Raw genomic sequence first — 24044 nt, forward strand, 5'->3', positions numbered from 1 at the left:
ACACATGTTAACTTATTTACTAAAGTTAATTATAGTCATAGGAGATAACTCATGGATCGGTCAGCTATTTCTTTAAGGGAATTAAAAAAGGCTAGAACCAAAGTGGCATTGTATGAAGCCAGTTTGTTACTGATAGGAGACAAGATGTTTCGAGACATGATGCTCGATGATATTTGCCGGAAGGCGGAAATATCCCGGGTTACGTTCTTTAAGTTTTTTCAAAAAAAGGAAGATTTGCTCGTTTATTTTATGCGTGTTTGGTTAACGGAACGTATCATTGAGATCGAAGCGGAGGGTACACGTGGATTCTCAGTTATCCAGCATGTGCTGAATAAAGTGGCGGAAGAGGCTGAGGAAAGAGCAGGATTGATGCCAAGTTTGATTTCTTTTCTGGCAGAAATGAACATGCATCCTTGCATGCCGGAATTGAGTGAAGCGGAGGTTCATTTGCTGTTCCCTGGTCATGAAGAAGTTGGCGCGCAGACACCTGACATGTATAAACTGTTTCATCGTTGCATGACCGAGGCTGATACGGATGGAAAGCTAAGAAAAGAATTTACGGTAGAAACAGCGGTAAAGGTTTTATTTACGGTGTTTTACGGAGCGTTTTTGACCGCTCAACTATATAGTTCCAAGGATATTAAGGGCTTTTATAACACCCATCTACAATTGCTTGAACATAGGTAAAAGGAGCGATGAATTTATGAGTAAAGTAATTCCGGGCAGATTTACGGCGCAGATGGATGGTTCTTTCGTTGTCTTTATCATTGGGATGAGAGTGAATAAATTATGGGCTCTGCATAAGTGGCTGCCTGTGGCCAAGGCAATGAATCCGATGCTTCAAGAATTGTATCGCAACCCTGAATTAGGTTTTGTAGAGGCCAGTTTTCATCTCTCTTGGCGAGGCGTGACCATTATCCAGTATTGGAAATCGTTTGAGCAATTAGAACACTATGCTAGACATGGGGCAACCCATTTAGAAGCGTGGCGTAATTTTAATAAAAAGGTTGGAACAGACGGCGTTGTCGGGATTTACCATGAAACCTATTTGATTCCTGAAGGAAATTACGAGTGTGTCTATAACAACATGCCTGTCTTCGGTCTTGCAAAGGCTGGAAGTCACGTCCCCGCTGTCGGAAAACGAGAAACGGCAAGCAGAAGGCTTGGGCGGGATGGAGAGCCTGCCGTTCCAACGCCTTCTAATTCGGCATAAGTGATTGTGCGTTGGGTGAGTGAGCTGCGATTCACTTAATAGGCTAATCTTATGGCTGTGCCAGTTTGCCTTTGTGGCAGGCTGCTGCGGCTTTTTTTGTTTTACAAAAGTCTTGAATTTCAAGACTTGCTGAATAGCAAAAGAACCCCATAGAAGGGGTTCAAAGAAGTGCTTTGGAATGAAATAAGCGGCTTGAACATCGTCTAAGCCCTCTTTTTCGGGTCGATTGAATGCCCCTTTTTTAGCTCCAACTCCTCGTTCTGGATCATACGATCTTGCTTGATGAAGAGGAACGGGATGAAAATACAGCCAATAATTAGGAGTGCTCGTTTCAAGTTCCAACGTCTATTCACAAAAGCGTGTACCGCCGTTAAGATGTAAAGCACGAACATCACACCGTGAAACATACCGCCGACAGAAACGAGTTGAGGCTGGTCCAAGAAGTATTTAAACGGCATGGCTATAAACAGTAGGAAAAGATAGGAGATACCTTCAATATAGCTTGTTAGACGCAAACGCCCTAAGGAAGAGGTTAGTATAATAATCGCTCCAATCTCGTTTTCAACGTTTGAATTTACTTTTATCAGGTCAAATCGAGCTCCAAAACGACAGGACAATGATCGCTGCCCAATATTTCGCAGTCAATTTGTGCATCAATAATTTTAGGACCTAGTCTCGTAGAAGCAAGGAAATAGTCGATTCTCCATCCCACATTCCGTGCTCTTACGCCTGGCATATTAGACCACCACGAGTAGACATCTGTCCGATCAGGGTAGAGATGTCGGAACGTATCAATAAATCCTGCATCCAACAACTCCGTCATTTTGCCGCGTTCCTGAGGGGTAAAGCCCGAATTATTGAGATTCCCTTTCGCATTCTTGATGTCAATTTCATGGTGGGCAACATTCAAATCGCCGCAAACGATAACTGGCTTTTGGGCGTCCAATTGCAAGAGGTGGCTGCGAAAGCGATCTTCCCACTCCACACGGTAATCCAGCCTAGAGAGATCACGCTTCGCATTGGGTGTATAGACGGTCACGAGGTAGAAATTGTCGAACTCCAATGTGAGTATCCGACCCTCCGGCTCTTCGTTCTCCTCCATACCATATCTCACCGAAATCGGTTGAATTCTTGTAAAAACGGCAGTGCCGGAATACCCTTTTTTAACAGCATAATTCCAATATTGTATATAGGCTTCGCCCAGTTCAAGGTTAATTTGTCCTTGCTGCAGCTTCGTCTCTTGAAGACAAAAAATATCTGCTTCCGTTTGCCCGAAATAATCCATAAACCCCTTATTGACACTTGCTCTTAACCCATTAACGTTCCAAGATACTAGTTTCATCTTCACCTTTTCCCCTTGCTGCTTACAGTCATATATAGTTCAGTGTACCATAAGTTCGTCCTCGTCGGCGATGTATGAAGATCTGGGAAGCTTTACTACCCCAACCCCAACCCCAACCCAACCCCACTCACTCTTACTATTTCAATTCATCGGTGATTATACCAAATAAGGATAATATAAGAAAATAGCATACCGATCTATCAGCATTATTGATCTATTTTTTCACTCGCCTGCGTGATATACTGTATTTATCCGATTAAGTTCATAGGTTTAATAATAGATAGGAAGGCGAGGTTTTCTTATGACAAAAATTTATAGCAATTTGACAGAGTTAATCGGTAATACGCCGCTGCTCGAGCTCTGGAATTATAATAATCGGCATGGACTTGATGCCAAAGTCGTCGCGAAGCTGGAGTGTTTTAACCCGGCTGGCAGTGTAAAAGATCGTATTGGTTTCGCGATGATTAAAGAAGCTGAGAAATCAGGAAAGATCAATAAAGAAACTGTCATTATCGAGCCTACCAGCGGAAATACAGGAATCGCTCTTGCTTTTACTGCCGCTGCTCTTGGATATCGGTTAATCATTATTTTACCTGATTCTTTTAGTATTGAACGTAGGAAATTATTAAAGGCTCTGGGTGCAGAACTCGTTCTCACGCCAGCCTGTGAAGGCATGTTAGGCGCAATTAAAAAAGCAGAGGAATTAGCTGCAAAGATGTCAAACTCATTTATACCGCAGCAATTTAGCAATCCAGCTAATCCGGAGATTCACAGAAATACCACTGCCGAAGAAATATGGAAAGATACAGACGGTAAAGTGGATATTTTCATCGCAGGAGTTGGTACGGGAGGGACGATCACTGGTGTGGGTGAGATACTGAAACAGAGAAATCCATCCGTCCAAGTGATAGCCGTCGAGCCATCCGATTCACCCGTCTTGTCAGGTGGCAGTCGTGGTGTGCATCATATTCAGGGCATCGGTGCTGGGTTTGTTCCAGATAATTTTAAAAGTTCAGTTGTAGATGAAATATTAACAGTGACCAATGAGGATGCCATAACGACGGCCCGTGAACTGGCCAAAACGGAAGGTCTGCTGGTCGGCATCTCATCCGGCGCGGCAGCTTACGCAGCAAGAGAAATTGCGAAACGACCGGAGAATAAAGGGAAGACCATTGTTGTTATCCTGCCAGATACCGGTGAGCGGTATTTGTCTACGAATCTATTTGATGAGTGATAAGTTAAAACGCAAAAAAGACCAGGAATCCGCGGCAGGATCTCTGGTCTTTCTGTGTTGCACGGTTTATACGAAACTTGCCTTAATGCGATGCGGCCGCGAACGTTTCTTTATCTGTTTCTATCACGAGTTTCTCTTTGCTCATGGCAAAAGCGGCAGCTAATGCGAGTACTGCAGGGATAAGTCCCCACGCAAATGTGGCCACGATGGAGGAGGAAAGTCCTTCAGATATTTTACCAAGCACTTGCTCCGGAATTTGGGTGCGAGTCGCCGGGTCAAGCAGAGCATGCGGGTCTTTAAAGTCTAGACCCTGCGGCATCGCGGATTGTCCGCTCCCCGTAAAGGCATCCGATAAATACCGGGTTAACGAATGGCTTTGAATAATACCGAAGATAGTGATTCCGATCGTCATGCCGAGTGAGCGAAGGAAATTCAGCGTAGAGCTCGCTGCCCCTCGTTGACTGGCAGGTACGGAATGAATGGCAGCGTTACTGAGCACAGAGAATGAAGCGCCGATTCCTAAGCCAACTAATATCATATAAATAGTAATAAGCAAACGCGATGAATCTGGTGTCAAAGTAATCAGCAGTGCCATACCTGCCACAAGCAGAATGAGGGTGGAGATCAGGATGGCTCGATATGAAAATTTACTAATGAGGAAGCCGCCAGCGGTAGCTGTAACGACAGTGCCGAGCATCATAGGCAGAAGTACGAGGCCTGAGTTCGTCGCACTTCCTCCGAGAACACCTTGAATGAAGATCGGAATATAGACAGAAGCCGTAATGAAGGCTGCTCCGCTTAACATCGCGATCGCATTGCTTGCCGAATAGAGGCGATCCCGAAACATCCGGAAGGAGATAATAGGTTCCTCTGCCCGCGTCTCCACATAGAGGAAACTAACCGTGAGAAGAGCAAATCCAGTAAATAAGCCAATAATCGGAGCGGAGTTCCACGCAAATTGCTTACCGCCAAGCTCCATGGCGAACATTAGGCAGACGATGGCACCTACAAGCGAGAAAGCGCCGGCCCAGTCGATACGCTGTTTAGCATGCTGACGGGATTCCTTATAGAAGATGGCAACCATTAGGAAGGCAATCAGACCAAGTGGTAAATTAATATAGAAAATCCATTCCCATTTAATATAGTCGGTCATATAAGCGCCAAGGAGCGGCCCGAAGATGCTGGACATACCGAACACTGCTCCAAACAAACCCATTAGCTTGCCTCTGCTTTCTGGTTTAACCGCATCGAACATGATTGTGAAGGCAATGGGTACCAAAGCACCTCCGCCAATGCCTTGTATGGCCCGGTACAAGCTTAACTGTACGATCGAGGTGGCTGTTCCACAAAGAGCGGATCCAAGCATAAACACCAAGATACCAAAGATGAAAAAACGTTTACGCCCATACATATCCGATAATTTACCGAAAATTGGCATCCCTGCCATTTCAGCGACCATGTAAGCCGAGGTTACCCAAACGAATTTATCGAGTCCTCCGAGGTCTGCGATAATGGAGCCCATAGCGGTCGCAACGATGGTATTGTCCATCGAAGACATTAGAATGGCTAGCAGTAATCCAGCTAAAACAATGCCGGTTTGGTTCGTTGATTTCGTCATATAATCATTTCCCTTCTTCATTCATTGATTTGTATAAATCGATTATAAACAAACAACCCTGACAAGAGTCTGTCAGGGTTGAAACCTCGTGAGGAAAAGAATTTGCTCTAGAAGTAGTCTATTAAATCGTCTTACGCTCCGGAAAGAACGTTCGGTAAAGTAATAAATGAATAGCTTGCAAAAATAAATAAATCGGTATCGAATAAACGAGCTTATACCCATGTTTGTAATGAAATATACCAACAAGCTCGCTTAGCCACTCGATACCAATGCCCATTGACGTCCAGAGTAAGATATAGGGTAACGTGTAAAAACCACGCACATCCCATTTTTTGTAGAAATAAACAAATATATAACCAAATGGAGCATACATCGTATAGGAGAAAATATCAAACAGCTGATAATGGGATTCGTCACCAACATCGTAGAAATCAAAGGGTGGGACGGCAATCGTATGATCAAACATGAGACCAAAAACAACCCCTATCAATAAATTAAACAAGCTCTGTGTTAAGGTGAATTTTTTTGGTAATATCCAAATCGCAAGGGTCCCCACGACAATCATCGCAATGACGAACCATTCGTTTCCGTTAAATCCATTATCGTAAATGGTTATGTCATTCATAGAGACCTCTCCTTTTGCTTTAGATGAATGAATAAGCGGCCAGCCCAATAAGTGAAAATCATGAGTGAAACGATTAAAAGGCACTCGTAGAAGATGTTCCACTTCACATAGGTTATAGCACCATTCAAGCTTAGGAATTGGCCTGTGCACAAGAGAAAAGTGAATGTATAGAGAGAAATGCCTATTTTTATACTGCGTTTCAATGTGGTCAAATAGACATTGGCAAAAGTGAGAAGTGTTATTGAGAAGGTGAAGTCCCTATGTAAAATAACCGAAAGGAATTCAGGAACCTTTTTACTAAGTTGGAAAAGTCCTAAAGTGTCACTTAAAATCGTTAGTTTGTTAATGTCCACAATAGCTAAGAGCATGTAAAGCAGCACGTTCGTAATGACAGACAACTTATTGGGCAGGACGGCAAATATAAGGATACTAAACCAAACAAAAAGCAGACAAATGACTAGAATCAAGGCAGGGCTCCTTTGCGACAAAATAATCGAATAGCGTAAAAAGATGCAAATAAGTATCGTCTCCTATTTTTACCTTTATTGAGATGTTTAAACCTTCCTCTTAGGAGGGGACAGCTGATCTAAGTAAACAAAATAAAGATTGCCTCCTACCCGGCCTTTCTGGTCTGGTGATTGGCAATCTTTTTCAGTTCGGACAAAATCCCGGAGTCTGTGCGTATAACTGCTGCGTGAAGCGGGGATCCAGCTTGGCAAGTTCAGTGAAATAGTTGCTAATCGAGTGGTTAGCGGAGACGGCGCCCCCTTGAAAAGTTAATTCAACCCCCTTTTTCACATGAATATAGTGGTAAATCTTTTCTGTTCGAGGCGATGTATAGATGAAGGGCGGAAGCAAAGGAACGAAGTCGTTGGTATTATAAATCCGATAATGAGGCCCAGTCCTATGGTTGAAAAGACTAGCGAATGCCTGATTTCCAACACGCGGTGAAGCATAAGTATACACGGATGGATTATTAAATTTCGTGTTTGTGGAAATATCGGTGGCGCATAACGCAGTGAGAGCTCCACCAAGACTATGCCCTGTAATGTACAGCGTTTTCTCAGTGGAAAGTTTGTTTAGCGCTGTTACAATCGATTTGCGGGCTGAACGGTAGATGTCGAGAAACCCTTCGTGTACGAAGCACTGCTCTTTGGTGTAAGGAAACTGGATTTGCCTGGCAATGGCATCGGAGATCCAATCGGATGTCGTATGCGTGCCTCGAAAAACGATGACAATTTGTCTATCGGATTCGGCAATAAAGCCGAACAATTCTTTTTCACTCAGGATGGATGTGGCCTTGAAGGAAGAAACCAACCGGTAATTGTGTGGCATAATAACGCTTTCGGGACCATTTTCAAATTGGATATAACTTTGGCTGCACATAGCTGCTAGAAAGATGGCCGTCCGTGTATCTAATGAGTTGCTGAGCATAAGTCGATTCCTCCATATACACAGGATGCCTTTCTCCTATATATATGAAAATAGTGGACAGCTGTCCTCCGACAATCGCCTATTTTCTAGGAGACTTTCAGCTGGCAGATCCTATCAGGTATAATAGGCGAAGGAAGGTGGAGATATATGTGTTAAAACGCTTTTTTTCGTATTATCGGCCCTATAAGCACTTATTTATTTTGGATTTTACCTGTGCGGTCGTGGCTGGGCTCCTAGAACTGGGTTTCCCGCTTGCTGTTAATCAGGTCGTCGATAAATTGCTTCCTGCCGGGAATTGGATTTGGATTCTTTGGGCCTGCGCGGGCTTGCTTGCTGTCTACGGACTCAACACGGTACTGAATTTCATAGTCACGTATTGGGGACATAAGCTAGGGATTAATATCGAGACGGATATGCGGAAAAAGATGTTCGATCATCTGCAGAAGCTCTCATTTCGGTTCTATGACAATAACAAAACGGGTCAATTGATGTCCCGTATGGCAAACGATCTACTAGAAATTGGTGAAGTTGCGCATCATGGCCCAGAGGACTTGTTCATCGCGGTTATGACGCTGATCGGTGCACTCCTGCTTATGCTTCATATTAATATGAAGTTAGCGCTCCTAACCTTCGTTATTGTCCCATTCTTGCTATGGATAGCGGTGTATTTTAATCAAAAAATGACGAAAACGTTCCGACGAATGATGGGCGACCTTGCCGATATTAACGCAAGAGTCGAAGACAATATTGGCGGGATTCGTGTTGTTCAAGCTTTCGCAAATGAGTCCTATGAGAAGAAACTGTTTGAGGATAACAATGGACGGTTCCGGTTGACGAAGCTGCTTTCCTATAAAATCATGGCGTGGAATGTTTCGCTGAGTTACATTTTGATGCGTCTGGTAACGGTTTTCGTTCTTATTTGCGGCACGTGGTTCGTGATTGACAAGCAGATTACCTATGGAGAATTTATTGCTTTCGTTCTCTTAACGAACGTTTTTCTTGGTCCCATTCAGAAGATTAATAATGTCATTGAGAGCTACCCCAAGGGAATTGCCGGCTTTAAACGGTATGTTGAAGTCATTGATACGGAGCCAGAGGTAGCTGATCAGCCGAATGCAATGAAGGTTAGCCATCTCGATGGTCAAATTACGTTCGACTCGGTGTCATTCGGCTACGGGGATGAAGCCCGTGTATTGAATGATATCAGCTTATCTATTCGTGCGGGAGAAACCGTTGCTTTCGTGGGTCCATCAGGTGCCGGGAAGACCACGATCTGCAGCCTGCTGCCCCGATTTTATGACGTGAGTGCGGGCAGCATTTCCATTGATGGCCTCGATATTCGCAGCATCCAGCTGGAGTCGCTGCGCCGTCAGATCGGCATCGTGCAGCAGGATGTGTTCCTGTTCTCCGGCACCTTGCGGGAGAACATCGCGTACGGCAAGCTTGGCGCGACGGATGAGGAAATCTGGGAAGCTGCGCGGCGTGCGCAGCTGGAGGTTTATATCCAGACGCAGCCGAAGGGGCTGGATACGGTTGTAGGTGAGCGCGGCGTCAAGCTCTCTGGCGGTCAGAAGCAGCGCCTCGCGATCGCGCGGATGTTCTTGAAGAATCCGCCGATTCTCATCCTCGATGAGGCGACGTCGGCACTCGACACGGAGACAGAGGCGGCGATTCAGCAGTCGCTCTCCGAGCTGTCGCGTGGCCGCACGACGCTAGTCATTGCCCACCGGCTGGCGACGATCAAGAATGCCGATCGTATCGTCGTCGTGACGGAGCAAGGCATCACCGAGCAGGGCGGGCACGAGGAGCTCATCGCTGTTGGCGGTGTGTACAGCCGCTTACACCAAGCGCAGTTCAGCTCTTGAGCCGGGCTGCAGCAAGCTAGCTTAGGCTAGTTCGCTGCAGCCTCTTTTTATTCCCAAAGATAGGATAGAACTTCCAAATGAATCGTGATAAACTATGACAATAGTTATCTACCAACGGTGAATAATAGAGCGAGGTGACGATAGTTGAAGTCGATATTTCGGTGGTTGTTGCTTGGGGTATTTACACTTGTGTGCATCTTCTTTCTGAGCAATATCCGTAATGCCTTTTTATCTACGCAGCCGGATCAGATTCGGGTCGCTATAGGTCCGGATACGAGCATCCAGAAAATAAGTGAGCAGTTGCCTGGCAGCCAAGTTCTGAATGAAAAAGGAGGCGTATTGTCTGTTCCTTATGGAAAGTCGTGGGACTACATCGGAAAGACAACGTCCATTAAAGGCATATTTCGCGCTACAACTGTGCCTCTTGAGTATCCCATTATTTCCTGGCGTTATTACGGTTATTCGCTGATAGATCAAATCAAAGGTTTCGCTCATGGTGATTTTGGCAAATTCCGCAGTCCTTTCAATAGGAAAGAGGTTGCTGTTCTTGGTGAGCTCCCCAACATGCTTCTTCGCACATGCACTTATTTCATTCCTGGTTTACTGCTTGCGATTGTGCTTAGTGTGCTATTTGCGATGATAGCATCCATGTTCCGCCGATTAGGTGCCTTGATGGATGGTACACATGCCTTGCTTGTTGGCTTGCCTGATTTTTTCTTAATCGTTCTCATCCAATTGGGGGCGATCTATGCGACAAAATATTTGGGGCACTTTGTGCTGCTTATTGTTCAAGTCGGTGATAAGACGCCGTTCCTCATCCCCTTTCTCACGATCGCGCTGATTCCCTCGGTCACCATCTACGGCACCCTTCGCATCGCGATCGCGCGTGAACTTGGACAGGATTATGTGGTTACCGCACTAGCCAAAGGGTTAACCCGCAGAGAGGTGCTCATCTCTCATGTTATGCGAAATGTAATGGCGGATTTGCTAGCGATCTTACCCAAAGCGACCACACTGGCACTTGCCAGTATGGCTGTTGCGGAAGCCATCTGCGGAATCTCCGGCTTGGGAGGCTTTATCGTCTCCCCAGCATTACAGAGTGTCTCCTCCATGTCGGCTATCTGTATGGCACTTGCGCTAGTCGCTATGGCTTTTCATGTGTTCTACGCACTGCTGCGCAAGAAGTGTATTGTTCGGACAGGGGAGGTGGTTTGACGATGTTGAAACGCTCATCAACTGCTTACTACTGTTCGATTACACTCATCGTACTCATCCTGCTTGTGATGATATTCGGCACATGGCTGATGCCCCATGGGGTTACACCGGATGACAAGATTAATATGCTCCAATATCAAGAGGATGGTAAAACGAGATACAGCATTCCTCCATACGCGCCGAACAGCACCTTCCTGCTGGGCACCGATCATAGGGGCTTTGATGTGCTGAGCTTATTGTTGAATGGGTTGAAATATACACTGGGTACGGCATTAGCGTTAACTTTGATTCGCTTTGTTTTTGCCCTCCCATGGGGATTGTGGAGCGGGACTACGGGCAGAGGATGGAGCATTCTTCGCTCCATGCAGTGGGTCGTTTCCTCTATGCCTGCATTTGTCTTTTTGTTCCCGCCTTTAGCAGGCATGTACTTTGGGCTGCGGCTCGATCAGGGGCTGAAGGCGGACCCGCATTACCAGCTGCTGTTCACGGTTACGTTTGTTAGCCTAGTCACATTCATTGGGATATTCCCGTTAGCCCATCAAGTGGCAGATCGGACACGTTATTATAATGAACGACTTTTTATTGAGGCATCACGTTTGATGGGTGGTTCTGTATACCATCGAACGATGCGACATTTGGTTCCCTGTATGAGAAATGAAATGTTGTTCATCTTCCTGAGCGAATTCATGCAGGTGCTTTTCTTGTTAGGGCAGTTGGCTGTTTTTAACATTGTACTTGGCGGGGTTGAGACAATTGGTGATAGCGATGCGGGCTATTCCATTGCCATCACAACATCGGGTGAATGGTTATCGCTAATCGCCTATGGCTCAAGGTACATTCGACTGCATCCATGGATTATTACTGAGTGCAGGCACCAGCTTCGCAGGACTATTCCTAGCACTGCAGTTTTTCTTGAATCAGCTCAAACACCGCTACGGCAGTGAACGTCAATTGATGTAAAAGCAAAAAAAAGGTCGGGGTTCCATCCTGAGGATGGGCTCCGACCTTTTTCCATGTGAATTATCGTCGTAATGAGCTGAGTTGGATGTCCAATCTAGCAGCTACGCCTGCAGGCGCAGCATCACTACGAGGTCCACCAAAGTTAAAAGCGATGATGACGATGTCATTACGACCCTGTCTTAAGAAGCGACGTACGTTGAAGGTGCGACCAGTGTTGTAGAATGAAGGGGTATTCTGTGGTGCATCATAGACCACCGGCACACCATTGATGATCACAACAGCGTAATTGTCGACCGACAAGAAGAGCGATGCGGCGAGAATGGCTCTCCGCTGCGAGAGCGAGAATCGTGTCGAAATGACGGCATTCTCAGCGCTCAGATTGCCGGAGTACCATACATAGTTGGCGTTAGTCACCGGTACCCATGCTGGATTACGAGGAATGATCTGGGCGTTGAACCAAGAATTATCGGTTCCGATCGAGATTGTACGCTGGCTCAGAAAGCGGCCTGCTCCTAGTCTGTTGTGCTTTCTCAGTTGAGCGTGGTACAGCAGCATTGCCTTCGTTCTCGGTAGGCCTGAACATTTAGGAAGTCTAACAATTTTAGTCGGTCTACCTGCGATACGTTGTTTCTTAATCATCTAACCATCTCCTATCAAAATATGAATTTACTTACAAAGTATTCTATGTTTGATAGAGTGATTTGCGAGGGTTAATAGCTGATAGAGTTCTAAAAATGCAGCCTCAATTTTTAACTTGCCGTCAAAAAGTAATTTAAGTGTTATATTAACACATAATATATGTTAAAATAATGGAAAATCATGAGGGAGATGCCTAACGTGGATAACAAGAATGACAAAACCAAAAGACTCTCTGTTTACTTACCGGAGAAAGTAAAGTCGGACCTAGAGCAAATGGCCGACGAAACGGGTCTGTCGATGACACAGCTAATTGTGATGGCCACGCATGGCTTGCTAGCTAACTACTCCGCACAGGGTGGCGCTATTTTCGCTGATTTATTGGCAGCCAGACAACGAATTCTCCACGAAGTGAAGGATAAGCATCAGCTTTTAAACGAGGAGAAAGTGAAAATGCAAGAATACTACGGCGCCCGAGCGGAAGAGTATGAACGGATTTACCATCGGGAGGACGCTGAGTTCCAACAAGAGCTTGTACTTCTGGCAGCAATGATTAGGAAGCAGGTGGAGGGTCGCAACGTACTTGAGGTAGCCTGTGGGACAGGGTATTGGACCGAAATTGCGGCGGGCACTGCTAAGCACATCGTAGGTGTTGATATTCGTCCAGAAGTGCTGCAAATTGCTAAATCGAAGCCTTGGCCAGCTTCAAATGCAGCATTTGTTCAGGGAGATGCGTACCAGCTCTCCGAAGTGACAGGGGCTTTCGACTTTGGTCTTGCCAACTTCTGGTTTTCACATATTCCGAAGAATCGGATCGAGTCATTTCTGCAGAGTTTCCACCAACGTCTAGGCACAGGTGCCCGCGTCTTTATCGCCGATAATGTTTACGTGTCCGGAAGAGGCGGAGAGTTGCTAACGAATGAACATAGTGAGGATACCTACAAAAGACGCGAGCTGGCTGACGGATCCATGCATGAAATTATCAAAAACTACTACTCGTATGAAGAACTAAACGACATTTTTAAGCCCTTATCTCAGCATTTGCGAATTTTTGTGGGAAACAGCTTCTGGTATGTCAGCTACACAGTTGCATAATAATTAATTTCGCGTCAGTACTCACGATATACATTAGACCAACAAAAAAAGCTTAGTCAAGGCCCTGCGGCTGCTTTCTGACTAAGCTTTTTCTATATGGGATTCCCAATAGAACAATGAATTCCTCATTAAAATTCACATCTTCAATCTAATTATTTATTATTTTCATTTTGTCGTTTTTTCATTACGTTATTCACTAAGTTTTGAGTTGCGTCTTGCGTGGATGCAGTTACGTTTTCAATGGCGTTCTGTACATAATTTGTTGCGGATTGAACCCCGTTTTTAAAGATACTCGTTTTGTTTACATCAACGTTATTCGTATTGTCAGACATCGTTCATACCTCCAATGATAGATTCTAGATGTAATATTTGAACTGTCGGTTAACCTTAACTATCCAAATCAGCGGCGGCATCGAAGACGTTCTCTTTCGGTACCTGAGTCAAATCTTCCTTTTGCTGCACCCAATAACCGACGTTTCTGTACCAGTACTGAAACGAATCGTCCAATTGCTGCTCTCGGTTGCGATCCTCGTTAACATCGGAGTCAACTTCTAACCCCTCCCCGAGAAACTGGTCATTACGATTCTGTTTTCGATTGATATCATCAGATGTATTCACGTTGAATTTCCCTCCTTGTATGGCTTAATCTGCATAGATAGGGTCCGATTTATTCAAAATCCCTAATGCCCAGAAGTAAATTTAAGACCTAGAACACCAACTAAGATCAGAATCATGAACAAGATCCTTGTTAAACTAATGGGTTCATCTAGAAAAAGGGTGCCGATAATAATCGCACCGACAGCACCAATGCCGGTCCAAGCCGCGTATGCTGTGCCGATGGGAAGAGTTTTCGTGGCTGCCGCTAGAAAATAAAAACTTACAATCATCCCTGCGATCGTGACGCTGGAAGGAACTAAACGTGTAAAACCATTAGAAAATTTCAACGAGATCGCCCATACTACCTCAAATACACCTGCAATGACGAGATATAACCATGCCATGATGAATCACTCCTCTTGAATTTGTTATACGTACCTATTAAGTCGCAAAAAAAGGAAAAAGCCCGGGAGTTATATCGCTAAAGCGATATGACTCCCGGGCTTTTTCCCCTCCGTGACCACAGCGTATTCGCTGTGTGTTTCCCCTTGGACCAGACTGGCGATGAACGCCACGGAACCCTAGAAAACGACATGCCGTTATTATAGAACGGCTAACATTCGATGTCAAGTTACAAGCTTCTCTTTATACGCTATGCCTCCGAAATGAATAAAAGCCCTGAAAGCTGCTCTTTCGAGCGGGGCTTTCCGGGCTTCATTCATGAATCGTGCAAGAATTTACTTGGATTCAGCAGTTAATTGGTTGTAGATATCATCCCACAGAACACGTCGGGCTGATACATACCGCTTCGCGTAATAAGATTGGCTAAGTTTGTTTTTCACTATACCTTCATTGGATGCAGAGTGAATGAATTCACCGTCTCCAAGGTAGATACCTACGTGAGAGATACCTTTGCCGCCGCTTGTGTCAAAGAACACAAGATCACCTTTGCGAAGATCCTTTTTGTCAATCCAGTAGCCTTCTTTATTCTGAGATGCTGAGCTATGCGGAAGGTCAATGCCGAATTTGTCGAAAACGTATGCGGTGAAACCAGAGCAGTCAAAGCCTCTTGTTGTCGTTCCCGCATCTCTGTACGGAATTCCGAGCAATCCGTCAACCGTTTCATCCAAAGTGGATTGTGACGCAGACACACTTCCTAAACCTACACTCAAAAACAAAACAAGACTAAAAACAAGAACAACAATCTTTCTCAACTGCTTGTCTCCTTCCGGTGCCTACGAGGTTAGCTGGAGGGTTCGGTTGAAGGTTCCCTATGATCCCTGTCTTGCAAGATCAATTCACCCGGTGTGGTTCCCCCGTTTCCCCAAAAAATGGGGAATTCGGCATGAAATATTTGGTTTTTTGATGCTAGTCCTTGTAATTCGTCATAAACATCGAAATTCCTCCTTTTCTATGCATTTTGTCTTAAAAATATGTCAATAGTTCGGAAAAGAGACAAAAAAAAGCCCCTTTTGCAAGGGGGAGAACCAATATAAGCCAACTTTAACTTATTTTATTTGTTTTTAACTGTCCATTTTTGCAGAAAGAAGCTGATATTGGGATGTTATGGCCCACATTTGGATGAAAATGTGGAAAAGCGGGAAGAGCTGATAAATGATTAGCGCTACCAGACCTGCCCAGATGTATGTTGCAGTGACAGTGACCCCTGCCAATAGTCCCGAGACGAGCAGGAGGATAAGCGCAAGCCCGATAATAGGAAGAAAACTGCGAACGAAAGTGATGACGGTGGACAAAATGCCAAGTTTGGCAGCAACCGCGAATTGTACGTACATAAAAAGAAGATGTAAGAGAAAGCCATAGACGAGCAAGCCCAGAAACCAAGGCAGCAATTGGAGAACTGCTTGCTCATACGAAGTGGTATGTGCGAATTGTTTTTGCGCTTTAGGAAACAGCCATACGAGCGGCAGTAAGGAAAGCGAGATTCGAACGACATACGCGATTAGGAATGGGAGCATGAGCTCCTTGATGCCTCGGAAAAAGCGATAGCCGGCATTTTGCTGGGAATGGGTCAGCGAATAGTAGACGCCGCTATTTAACATGGGGGTGAGCAGCATGCGAATAACAAGTAGAGCAGCCAGCCACCAGAGGTAGGAATGGCTAAGATCGGTTTTGACCAGTTGGAACTGTCCTTCAGCTAGAAATAGCTGCAGCGCTTGCTTCGGCTGCTCGCCACCTGGATAGCGGTGCATGAGAGGGACGAGAACACCCTGTACAAGCTTATACAGCAGGATGCCCCAGCCCATCTGATACAGGAACAAGACGATCGTGGCGAAAGGTTGCCGTAAAGCCGCCCTGAAGCCAGACTTGATATAAGTTGCCACAGTTGTCCCTCCTAAGAGTTTTGCTTTAGCAAAACTTACTTCGTAAGCATGTACCTAAGAGTTTTGCTTTAGTCGCTTACCAGGCGACCCAGCCGAAAATGGCTTGAAGGAATTGAATGAGACCGAGATTCCAGCGGATTTTCCACTTCGTATCCACTTGCGTTTGCATAAAATTATTAATATGCTTATTTTCCAGCACGAGCGAGTAATTAGGATCAATTCGAACCCAGTCTACAGGAGTCTTGTGGGTTAATTTGAATTCGATACTGCTTTCTTTACCATCCCATGTTTTATCCAGTACGGTTCCGTCAGAGAAATGGAACTGGATCGGCACTTCAGGCGAATTGCCGCCGCGTTTGGAGATGAGAACTGCACTTTCGTAGGACTCTGCCCCTTTGCTGCCCAAGGATTTGACTCGGATGCTCTCCACCGTATAATCCATCATCATGGCGCCGTATACATATTGATTGAAGAAATCATCCCACTTCGTCTTGGTCACTTCTTCGACAACGTTCTGGAAGTCCTTCGTAGAAGGGTGTTTGAATTCCCATCGTTGGAAATAAGTGCGCATGATGCGGTCCATCGTCTTACTGCCAACCTGTTTCTCAATGGCTTTAAGTACGAGCTTTCCTCGTGTGTACACATTCTCTGCGTATTGATCATGTCCCGTATAGGCCCATGAGTTCTGCTGCAGGGTATGAGGAGATGTAATAAAGCTTGACTCGACAGGTAAATTAGGGGACACCCCGTACTCCGCTTCCATGACTTTATCCTCTGCATAGGAGGTAAAGCCCTCATCCAGCCAAGCTTCTTCGAATTCATTGCTAGCTACGATTCCATAGAAGAATTGATGTCCAATCTCGTGAACAACGACGCGTTCTAGCTCTAGATCTGGTTTCTTGTCGCTAGCATCCCACGACGTCACCAAAGTTGGATATTCCATACCGCCCACACCGTTGCCTCCTGGGGGAGGTACGACAATCGAAAGGGTCGAATAAGGATACGATCCGTACCATTGGCTGTAGCGGGAAAGTGCCTTTTTAGCGGCATACATATAGCGGTCCTTCAAGTCCTGATGATTGGGATCCAGATAGAGCTTGATCTTGACCCCGGGTATTTGTGCGGTCGAGTAGGGTTCTTCCACATAAACGAAATGAGGCGATGCCGACCAAGCGAAGTCATGCACATCATCCGCATAAAATTGGTACGTCTTCATCCCGTTGTCGGTCACAGCAGGCTTAACGGGGAAACCAGTAGCTGCTACGATGTAGTTCGCCGGCACTTGAATTTTCACGTCATACATCCCGAAATCGGCATAAAATTCCGAATTTCCATGGTACTGGTGGAGATTCCAACCCGGCTCTGTACGTCCTCTTGTTCCAATTCGTTCATAGGCAGCAACTTTAGGGAACCACTGTCCGGCCATGACGAAGTCATCCACATAGCCCATTCTTGCGAAGGCGGCAGGCAGCTTGACGAGGAATTCTGTCTTGATCGTGACTTGCTCCCCGGCCCCTACCGGTTTAGGCAGTGGGATTTTGAGCAGCGTATGATCGTCCTTGTTGCCGTCATCGGGCTGCACGAACGCCATGCGCATACTGAGATCCTCGCCGTCAACCGTTTTCACAGAAAGCAACTTCATACTGCCACTACTGTCTGCCTTGGCTTCATCTTCACGCAGCTTACCACCAGATTCACGCATAAACGTCGTTTTCTTTGAGGCAAATGCATTGGGATACAGATGGAGGTAAAGCTCTTGCACAGGGACGGTTCCCGGATTTTCCCAAGTCAACGTTTGCTGCCCATTGAGCTGCCTCGTTTCGGGCGTATAAGCAACGTTCATGTGATACTCCGCAATACGATAGCTAAGCGCTGTTGGCGCTTGCTTCTCTAATGACTTGGCGCTATCTGCAGGCTGCATGTCCGGCGCCGGAGCAGACTTTTCATCCTTAGAGACGACTGGAACGGCCCATTTACTTGCAGATGGGAGCAAATTTTCAGACAGCAGGACAGTGCCTGCTGCAAGGAGCATGACAACGAACCATTGAACCTTGCGGTTTTTGAATAGAACACTCATGATATCCACCCCGCCTAAACAAGCATCTACAGCATGTATATGTAGACAACCTAGGGAATATTTCTGAGCTTGGAAAAGAATTGTTAGAAGGAGGGGGAACGAAGTGGCTAATTAATGAGTCTATAAGGTATAAGGGGTGTGGAATCGATGTATAAATTTAGAAAAGTGATCGTTGTTTTGAGCTGCTTCGTTGGTCTGATTGTTCTCATCACTGTGCTATCTCAATTTTCTTGGTTTCCTAAAGCGGTTAACGTACAATCTGGGGAACAGGTTACGCCAGTAGCAGAGATGGATAAGGCAGAGGTAAGTCCTGTTTTTCAAAGCGGCAGCTATCAATTGCAGGGAGAGAAGGGAAAGATCGGCCTCCTGAGTCCAGGGGGTTATAAGGTAAATATGCCTAACAAATATATGTGGCACATATGGAAGCAGGGCGAGCCTCTGACAGGGAAGAAATTCCGCGTTGAAGCAGTGAGTGTTACAACCGGAGAGAAAAAACAGGTTTTACTGCAAAATAATGCCTTAGTCGGGGAAATGAATTGGCCGGGAAAGGTACCGATGAATGGGGCTGATGCGGGGTTTCCCGCAATGATGAGGTTTGATAACCCGGGCGTTTGGCGTTTGGATGCTTTTATAGATGAAAGGGCCGTCGGCAGTATCACGGTGGAAGTGAAGTAGTAAAAGACGGTAACGAGTAACTATCCCCCCACACTAACAGCAACCAGCCCTTGTTCTGGAGGATGACTTTAGCTACAATGAAAGCAAAGCGTCATTTTAACATTACGAAGACTGGAAGGTGCCCTCATGGAAGCGGATAAAAAGAAGCTGGCCTTAAATATAGTAAGTTCCAAAGTGAACCATAAAGGATTCGGTGCCGGAGCGATCGACCTAAGCAACGTATCTGGTGTCATTATTGATGGGGATGAGGCCTACCTGGACGAAGGTACCCTTCATGCCAAAAGCAAGATCGAAAAAGGCATCAAATTCTCAACGAACAAAGAAGATGTGCCGAGTGGCCGTAAAGCTTGGATCGTTTGGGTGGCAGTAGACCGTACCGAAGAAGGGGCTTACTACGCCGGAATGACAGCTTGCGAAATGTTGATTGACACAGAAGCTCGCAGAGGGTGGAAAATTCTAGCCGAGCACGTGAATAAAATGGATGCTGCAATGAAGCGTAAATTCATCTTCGACGGCTTGGATGACAAGGAGCGGGCGCTGCTCAAAAATCAGCTGATCGCACACAACGAGGAATGGTGGAATCGCTCGGATCAAGCATTGAAAGATGCACTTTCCTAAGCGATCAAACGCATGAATCGAGATTATGAACATTATGTGTCATCCATTGTTACGTTTGGGTGAACCTTGTATACTAGACCCTAGTGTATGTTACCTCATATACTAGGACAGCAAAAAGGCAGACTAAGACGCGCTTAGTTCTGCCTTTTTGTGTTCTCTGAAAACAGGCGGATCAGTCGTTCCACCAACGTTTGATATCATTCCACCAAGAGCCGTTTTGACCTTTAGGGGTGCTCTTTGGATCATCGTTCGAAGCTGGCTTCGCGGGTTTGCCTGTGCAGAACGTTGTCGGCTCCGTGCCAACCAGAAAAGCCTCCATGTGTGAGTTCGGACAGTCCTCATTGGACAGCTTGCCGCTCACCGGATCAATATAGACACTGGTTACTCCTTCAGGAATCGGGAACAACTTAGGCGGTATCGCCTCTAACGTTTGTTCGGTGAATTCCGCGAAGATCGGAGAAGCCAAGTGAGACTCAACCGTGGAAATATCCCTACTTTTGTCATAGCCGACCCATACGGCGGTTGCGAGCTCCGGTGTGAAGCCAACCAGCCACGCATCGGTGTCGGTCGTGCCGGTTTTGCCGGCTATCGGACGTTTAATCGTGCTGGCTACGCGGTTGCCGGTTCCGCCCTCTTCGAACACGCTCTCCATCAGATTCGTCATCACATAGGCGACAGCTGGATCAAGCACTTGCTCCTCTTGCGGGTTCGCTTCATATAAAATTTGACCGTTCGCATCCTCAATACGCACAATCGCTGTTGTTTCATGATGTATGCCTTGATTCGCAATCGATCCGAACGCTGACGCCATCTCTAGTGGGCTCACGGGGAAGGAACCCAGTGCTAGCGACGGCAGAGGCTTCATCGGAGAAGCTATACCCAACTTGCGAGCCAGATCGATGACCTTCGCAGGACCGACGTCTAGAATCGTATGCACCGCATAGATGTTGTCCGACTTCGAAATCGCCTGCCGCATATCAATATTAACATTGGCATACTGATCGTTAAAGTTTCTGGGTGTGTACCGTTGACGGCCTTCATCGTAGGTAAACACCGTCGGCTCACTTTTTACCTGCGTCACAGGTGTATAGCCATTTTGCAGAGCGACCATATAAACAATCGGTTTAAAAGAGGACCCCGGCTGTCTCGTATTCGATAGTGCACGGTTGAACTGATTCTCGGAATAGTCGCGACCGCCGACCATCGCTTTAATTTCTCCTGTCCTTGGGTCGATTGCCACCAGGGCGGCTTGAAGGTCTGGTTTACCCGTCAGCTGCTTCGTAATCACAGTCTCAGCAATCTGCTGAGCATTTTTATCCAGTGTCGTGAAGATACGAATGCCACCCTGATCGAACTGTTCCTCCGGAATGCCCAGCTTATCAGTTGCCAGTGCTCGTACATAATCCCGGAAGTAGGGGGCTGCGGCGGGCTTCTTCTTCGTAAGGGGCTGAATCGTCAGCTTCTCTTTGCCTGCGGCGTCAGCAGCGCTTTGTGTAATGAAGCCACTGCGCACCATCGTCTGCAGCACCACCTTTTGCCGATCCATCGCATTCTTCAGGTCATAATATGGCGAGTAGTAGCGAGGTCCTTTAGGGACACCGGCGATCATAGCGCTTTCCGCCAACGTTAATTCACTGGCATGCTTGCCGAAGAAAAGCTCGGAAGCCGTTTCAATCCCATACGTCGAATGACCGTAGTAGATCTGATTCAAATAATTCGTCAGAATTTCATCTTTGGTCAACTGCATTTCCATTTGCACAGCGAACACGGTTTCTTTGATTTTACGCGACCAAGTCCGGTCATGATTTAAATATAAATTCCGAGCTAATTGCTGAGTTATCGTTCCTGCACCTTGCACCTTAGCCATAGCTTGCACATTGACAACAGCCGCCCTGGCAACTGCCTTCACATCTACGCCGAAATGATCATAGAAATGTTGATCCTCCACAGCGAGCGTTGCTTTAATGAGATAAGGCGATATTTCGCTCAGTGAGACAACCTGTCGATTTTGACCCGAATAGAAGGTATCGATCAGTTCGCCATGTGTATCGTACATTTGGGAGGTTTGCAGCATTTTGGTAACGGGCAGTGTTTGAGCACGCAAATAGACGAGAAAGCCAGCTGCCACGACAAGGAGCAGAACGCAGGAAGTGAATAGGAATGAGAACATTTTCTTAATACGACGCATCCAGCGCATTGACGCAGGTACCTCTTTATCCCTCGGTGCTTGTTGTGAGCCTGTGGATGGCTGACGATGGTTCTCGTTCTCGGACATCTCTTCTTACCTCCTTTCTTCATGCTCTAAGGCGTTACTATCCAGTATGGAAAAACGTGGCAGTCCGTATTCAACGAATTGTAAATATTTTTTGTTAAATGTTCAAAAACCCTAGGAAAATATTGCATTTTGGGGGTAATGAACTATAATACAATTTGTGCGTGTGAAGGGGTTGGGAATTAAAGATCCGCTTCGCATGACTTTTCCAACTGGTGGAACACTGTTAGAGACAACGAATGTCAGGATTTATTCATCCAAATATAGCAGCGAAAGAAGGTATAAACATGGAACTGTGGTACACAGAGAAACAAACCGATAGCTTCGGCATTACAGCAAAAGTAAAAGAGACATATGTAAGAGAACAAACGGACTTCCAAGACCTTTCAATGATCGAAACCGAAGAATGGGGAACAATGCTTACCCTGGACGGTATGGTTATGACAACGGTCAGAGACGAATTCGTCTATCATGAGATGGTTGCTCACCCTGCGCTTGTTACCCACCCGAACCCAGAGAACGTGCTTGTAGTAGGCGGCGGCGACGGCGGAGTAATCCGTGAAATCATGAAACACCCGAAAGTGAAAAAGGCTGTTCTTGTTGATATCGACGGTAAAGTAATTGAGTACTCCAAAAAGTACCTGCCAACCATTGCCGGCGAACTAGACAACCCACGTGTAGAAGTCATTGTTAACGATGGCTACATGCACATTCACGATCACAAAAACACCTACGACGTGATCATGGTCGATTCCACTGAACCTGTTGGTCCAGCTGTTGAGCTGTTCTCCAAAGGCTTCTACCAAGGTATCTTTGATGCGTTAAAAGAAGACGGGATCTTCGTTGCACAAACGGATAACCCTTGGTTCAAAGCAGACCTGATCCAAACAGTTAACCGTGATGTCAAAGAAATCTTCCCAATCGTACGTGTGTACAGCGCGAACATTCCTACGTACCCAAGCGGTCTCTGGACCTTCACAATGGGCAGCAAAAAGCACGATCCACTGCAAGTTGAGGAAGCAGCAATCCCGGAATTCCCAACGAAGTACTACACACCACGCCTACATAGAGCGGCTTTTGTATTGCCTAAATTTGTTGAAGATTTGATTAAATAATGATAATGAACCGCCGGTTGTTTCTGTGCATGTCACGGGATCACTGGCGGTTTTTGTTTTGGCGGCTTGGGTTGCGGATGCCCTACTTTGGTCGGACTACTCTTGATGACGCATACTTCTTTATGTACTTGGCGCTAACGTTGCCGCTGTGCTTGTACGACTGGCTCCCGCTATCCTTCGCCCGCCTGGCTGTCTGGTATTCCAACTCTCACTGTCCCCGTCGCGGTTACCCGGCTGTCTTGTAATCAAACTCTCAATGTTACCGTTATCCTCACTCGGCTGCCCCGTATTCCTACCGCTCGTTGCCCCCGTACACACGGTGTATGTATTCCCAGCTTTCCGCCCCTGGCTTGCCTTCTCAGGTAATTTAGCTGCGAAAAGTACATCAAATTTCAGTGAAACTTGCCCAAAACGCAAAAATCACCCAAATTTGATGTAGGAAATGCAGGTTCTCGGTGCGAGTTCAATGTTTTTATCAAAAAAGCCTGCACTTTATACATCTAAATCGATTCTCTCAGGATCTATGTACGTCTTATTTCACCAAACTTACAGAGAAATCGGCTCGACGATAACCCCGCTATGTACGCTGATCTCCTGTAATACATTGAATTTAGCGAACCTTTCATATAAACTAATACCTAACTTGCCTTATCTGACATAAGGTGCAAACAGGTATTGCAGAATAGGAGAATGACGGACCATGACGGCTAAGCAACGCGTGCGGATCCGAATTGAAAGTCGAAGCGGGAGCGAGACAACCGTGCAGAAGGCGCGAGGGGATCTCTATCGTAAAGGCGATCACACGTACATCCGCTATGAAGAAGAGCCGAACGAGCTTGGACGAACAGTGACGCTCATTAAGCTGGAAGACAATCAGATAAGAATTGTCCGCCAAGGGGACGTGCAAGCAGAGCAAACATTTCTGCCCGGCGAGAAGAGGATTGGCTTTTATCAAACACCCCAAGGTAGATTGGAACTCGAAATCGAGACACATGAGCTGACCTCGGAAGCCGTATATGGCATCGGTATCACAAGGTGGAGCTATGATTTATATGCATCAGGCACTCATGCGGGAACATACAGGATCAAGTTGTTAATTCAGGAGGAGTAA

Annotated in this window: 26 protein-coding genes and 2 riboswitches; of the genes, 11 read left to right on the forward strand and 15 right to left on the reverse strand. The window is 46.1% G+C overall.

Going from position 1 to position 24044, the window contains the following annotated elements:
- The first annotated feature begins 51 nt into the window (after positions 1–51).
- Positions 52–687 (forward strand): TetR/AcrR family transcriptional regulator, encoded by a 636-nt coding sequence (locus tag QFZ77_RS06305; protein ID WP_307437634.1) that lies wholly within the window; start codon positions 52–54, stop codon positions 685–687.
- 16 nt (positions 688–703) lie between these two features.
- The gene (locus QFZ77_RS06310) at positions 704–1213 is read left to right on the forward strand and encodes a DUF4188 domain-containing protein (protein WP_307437637.1); all 510 of its coding nucleotides are present in this window, start codon (positions 704–706) and stop codon (positions 1211–1213) included.
- A gap of 203 nt (positions 1214–1416) precedes the next feature.
- Here QFZ77_RS06310 and QFZ77_RS06315 read toward each other — a convergent pair whose 3' ends face one another.
- Positions 1417–1830 (reverse strand): DUF3817 domain-containing protein, encoded by a 414-nt coding sequence (locus QFZ77_RS06315; protein ID WP_307437640.1) that lies wholly within the window; start codon positions 1828–1830, stop codon positions 1417–1419.
- The gene (locus QFZ77_RS06320; protein ID WP_307437642.1) at positions 1797–2555 is read right to left on the reverse strand and encodes an exodeoxyribonuclease III; all 759 of its coding nucleotides are present in this window, start codon (positions 2553–2555) and stop codon (positions 1797–1799) included. Before QFZ77_RS06320 ends, QFZ77_RS06315 begins: the two co-directional genes overlap by 34 nt.
- A gap of 301 nt (positions 2556–2856) precedes the next feature.
- Between QFZ77_RS06320 and cysK the strand changes: the two genes are divergently transcribed.
- On the forward strand, positions 2857–3789 hold the full coding sequence (gene cysK / locus QFZ77_RS06325; RefSeq protein ID WP_307437646.1) for a cysteine synthase A: 933 nt from the start codon (positions 2857–2859) through the stop codon (positions 3787–3789).
- A gap of 82 nt (positions 3790–3871) precedes the next feature.
- On the opposite strand, the gene QFZ77_RS06330 is transcribed toward cysK, so the two are convergent.
- From QFZ77_RS06330 to QFZ77_RS06345, 4 genes are all read right to left on the reverse strand, one after another.
- Entirely contained in the window at positions 3872–5407 is a 1536-nt protein-coding gene (locus QFZ77_RS06330; RefSeq protein ID WP_307437651.1) for an MDR family MFS transporter, read from the reverse strand.
- A 121-nt stretch (positions 5408–5528) separates the two neighbouring features.
- Positions 5529–6032 (reverse strand): hypothetical protein, encoded by a 504-nt coding sequence (locus QFZ77_RS06335; protein ID WP_307437654.1) that lies wholly within the window; start codon positions 6030–6032, stop codon positions 5529–5531.
- Entirely contained in the window at positions 6029–6499 is a 471-nt protein-coding gene (locus QFZ77_RS06340; RefSeq protein WP_307437656.1) for a hypothetical protein, read from the reverse strand. Before QFZ77_RS06340 ends, QFZ77_RS06335 begins: the two co-directional genes overlap by 4 nt.
- 184 nt (positions 6500–6683) lie before the next feature.
- Entirely contained in the window at positions 6684–7466 is a 783-nt protein-coding gene (locus QFZ77_RS06345) for a lipase family protein (protein ID WP_307437658.1), read from the reverse strand.
- 149 nt (positions 7467–7615) lie between these two features.
- Between QFZ77_RS06345 and QFZ77_RS06350 the strand changes: the two genes are divergently transcribed.
- The 3 genes from QFZ77_RS06350 to QFZ77_RS06360 all read left to right on the forward strand — a co-directional run bounded on the left by QFZ77_RS06350 (position 7616) and on the right by QFZ77_RS06360 (position 11490).
- Positions 7616–9331, forward strand: coding sequence for an ABC transporter ATP-binding protein (locus QFZ77_RS06350; RefSeq protein ID WP_307437661.1), 1716 nt, complete (start codon positions 7616–7618; stop codon positions 9329–9331).
- A 144-nt stretch (positions 9332–9475) separates the two neighbouring features.
- Positions 9476–10546 (forward strand): ABC transporter permease subunit, encoded by a 1071-nt coding sequence (locus QFZ77_RS06355; protein WP_307437664.1) that lies wholly within the window; start codon positions 9476–9478, stop codon positions 10544–10546.
- 2 nt (positions 10547–10548) lie between these two features.
- Complete coding sequence (locus QFZ77_RS06360) at positions 10549–11490, forward strand: hypothetical protein (protein WP_307437667.1); 942 nt, start codon at positions 10549–10551, stop codon at positions 11488–11490.
- 76 nt (positions 11491–11566) lie between these two features.
- Here the strand turns inward: QFZ77_RS06360 and QFZ77_RS06365 are convergent, their stop codons facing one another.
- On the reverse strand, positions 11567–12145 hold the full coding sequence (locus QFZ77_RS06365) for a hypothetical protein (RefSeq protein WP_307437669.1): 579 nt from the start codon (positions 12143–12145) through the stop codon (positions 11567–11569).
- Positions 12146–12343: 198 nt separating this feature from the next.
- Between QFZ77_RS06365 and QFZ77_RS06370 the strand changes: the two genes are divergently transcribed.
- On the forward strand, positions 12344–13237 hold the full coding sequence (locus QFZ77_RS06370) for a class I SAM-dependent methyltransferase (protein ID WP_307437671.1): 894 nt from the start codon (positions 12344–12346) through the stop codon (positions 13235–13237).
- Between the two features lie 152 nt (positions 13238–13389).
- Here the strand turns inward: QFZ77_RS06370 and QFZ77_RS06375 are convergent, their stop codons facing one another.
- The 6 genes from QFZ77_RS06375 to QFZ77_RS06400 all read right to left on the reverse strand — a co-directional run bounded on the left by QFZ77_RS06375 (position 13390) and on the right by QFZ77_RS06400 (position 18253).
- Positions 13390–13569: a hypothetical protein gene (locus QFZ77_RS06375; protein ID WP_307437677.1), complete on the reverse strand. Its 180-nt coding sequence runs from the start codon at positions 13567–13569 to the stop codon at positions 13390–13392.
- Between the two features lie 55 nt (positions 13570–13624).
- Positions 13625–13855: a hypothetical protein gene (locus QFZ77_RS06380; protein ID WP_307437679.1), complete on the reverse strand. Its 231-nt coding sequence runs from the start codon at positions 13853–13855 to the stop codon at positions 13625–13627.
- A gap of 62 nt (positions 13856–13917) precedes the next feature.
- Positions 13918–14238: a quaternary ammonium compound efflux SMR transporter SugE gene (gene sugE, locus QFZ77_RS06385; RefSeq protein ID WP_307437682.1), complete on the reverse strand. Its 321-nt coding sequence runs from the start codon at positions 14236–14238 to the stop codon at positions 13918–13920.
- A gap of 89 nt (positions 14239–14327) precedes the next feature.
- Positions 14328–14430, reverse strand: a riboswitch (guanidine-I (ykkC/yxkD leader).
- A gap of 141 nt (positions 14431–14571) precedes the next feature.
- On the reverse strand, positions 14572–15048 hold the full coding sequence (locus QFZ77_RS06390) for a C40 family peptidase (protein WP_307437685.1): 477 nt from the start codon (positions 15046–15048) through the stop codon (positions 14572–14574).
- A 3-nt stretch (positions 15049–15051) separates the two neighbouring features.
- Positions 15052–15190, reverse strand: a riboswitch (cyclic di-AMP (ydaO/yuaA leader).
- 167 nt (positions 15191–15357) lie between these two features.
- Positions 15358–16176, reverse strand: coding sequence for a hypothetical protein (locus QFZ77_RS06395; protein WP_307437688.1), 819 nt, complete (start codon positions 16174–16176; stop codon positions 15358–15360).
- Between the two features lie 76 nt (positions 16177–16252).
- The gene (locus tag QFZ77_RS06400) at positions 16253–18253 is read right to left on the reverse strand and encodes a M1 family metallopeptidase (protein ID WP_307437691.1); all 2001 of its coding nucleotides are present in this window, start codon (positions 18251–18253) and stop codon (positions 16253–16255) included.
- Positions 18254–18400: 147 nt separating this feature from the next.
- Here QFZ77_RS06400 and QFZ77_RS06405 point away from each other — a divergent pair, with 147 nt between their 5' ends.
- Both QFZ77_RS06405 and QFZ77_RS06410 read left to right on the forward strand, forming a co-directional pair.
- Positions 18401–18928: a hypothetical protein gene (locus QFZ77_RS06405; protein ID WP_307437694.1), complete on the forward strand. Its 528-nt coding sequence runs from the start codon at positions 18401–18403 to the stop codon at positions 18926–18928.
- A 126-nt stretch (positions 18929–19054) separates the two neighbouring features.
- Positions 19055–19546: a YwhD family protein gene (locus QFZ77_RS06410; RefSeq protein ID WP_307437697.1), complete on the forward strand. Its 492-nt coding sequence runs from the start codon at positions 19055–19057 to the stop codon at positions 19544–19546.
- 172 nt (positions 19547–19718) lie between these two features.
- Here the strand turns inward: QFZ77_RS06410 and QFZ77_RS06415 are convergent, their stop codons facing one another.
- Complete coding sequence (locus tag QFZ77_RS06415; protein WP_373462570.1) at positions 19719–21821, reverse strand: transglycosylase domain-containing protein; 2103 nt, start codon at positions 21819–21821, stop codon at positions 19719–19721.
- 284 nt (positions 21822–22105) lie between these two features.
- Here QFZ77_RS06415 and speE point away from each other — a divergent pair, with 284 nt between their 5' ends.
- Positions 22106–22933 (forward strand): polyamine aminopropyltransferase, encoded by an 828-nt coding sequence (speE, locus tag QFZ77_RS06420; protein ID WP_307437700.1) that lies wholly within the window; start codon positions 22106–22108, stop codon positions 22931–22933.
- 120 nt (positions 22934–23053) lie between these two features.
- Here the strand turns inward: speE and QFZ77_RS06425 are convergent, their stop codons facing one another.
- Complete coding sequence (locus QFZ77_RS06425) at positions 23054–23350, reverse strand: hypothetical protein (protein WP_307437703.1); 297 nt, start codon at positions 23348–23350, stop codon at positions 23054–23056.
- A gap of 283 nt (positions 23351–23633) precedes the next feature.
- Between QFZ77_RS06425 and QFZ77_RS06430 the strand changes: the two genes are divergently transcribed.
- Positions 23634–24044: a YwiB family protein gene (locus QFZ77_RS06430; RefSeq protein WP_307437706.1), complete on the forward strand. Its 411-nt coding sequence runs from the start codon at positions 23634–23636 to the stop codon at positions 24042–24044.

Source organism: Paenibacillus sp. V4I3 (genome assembly GCF_030817215.1).
In the GTDB taxonomy this organism is placed as follows: Bacteria; Bacillota; Bacilli; order Paenibacillales; family NBRC-103111; genus Paenibacillus_E.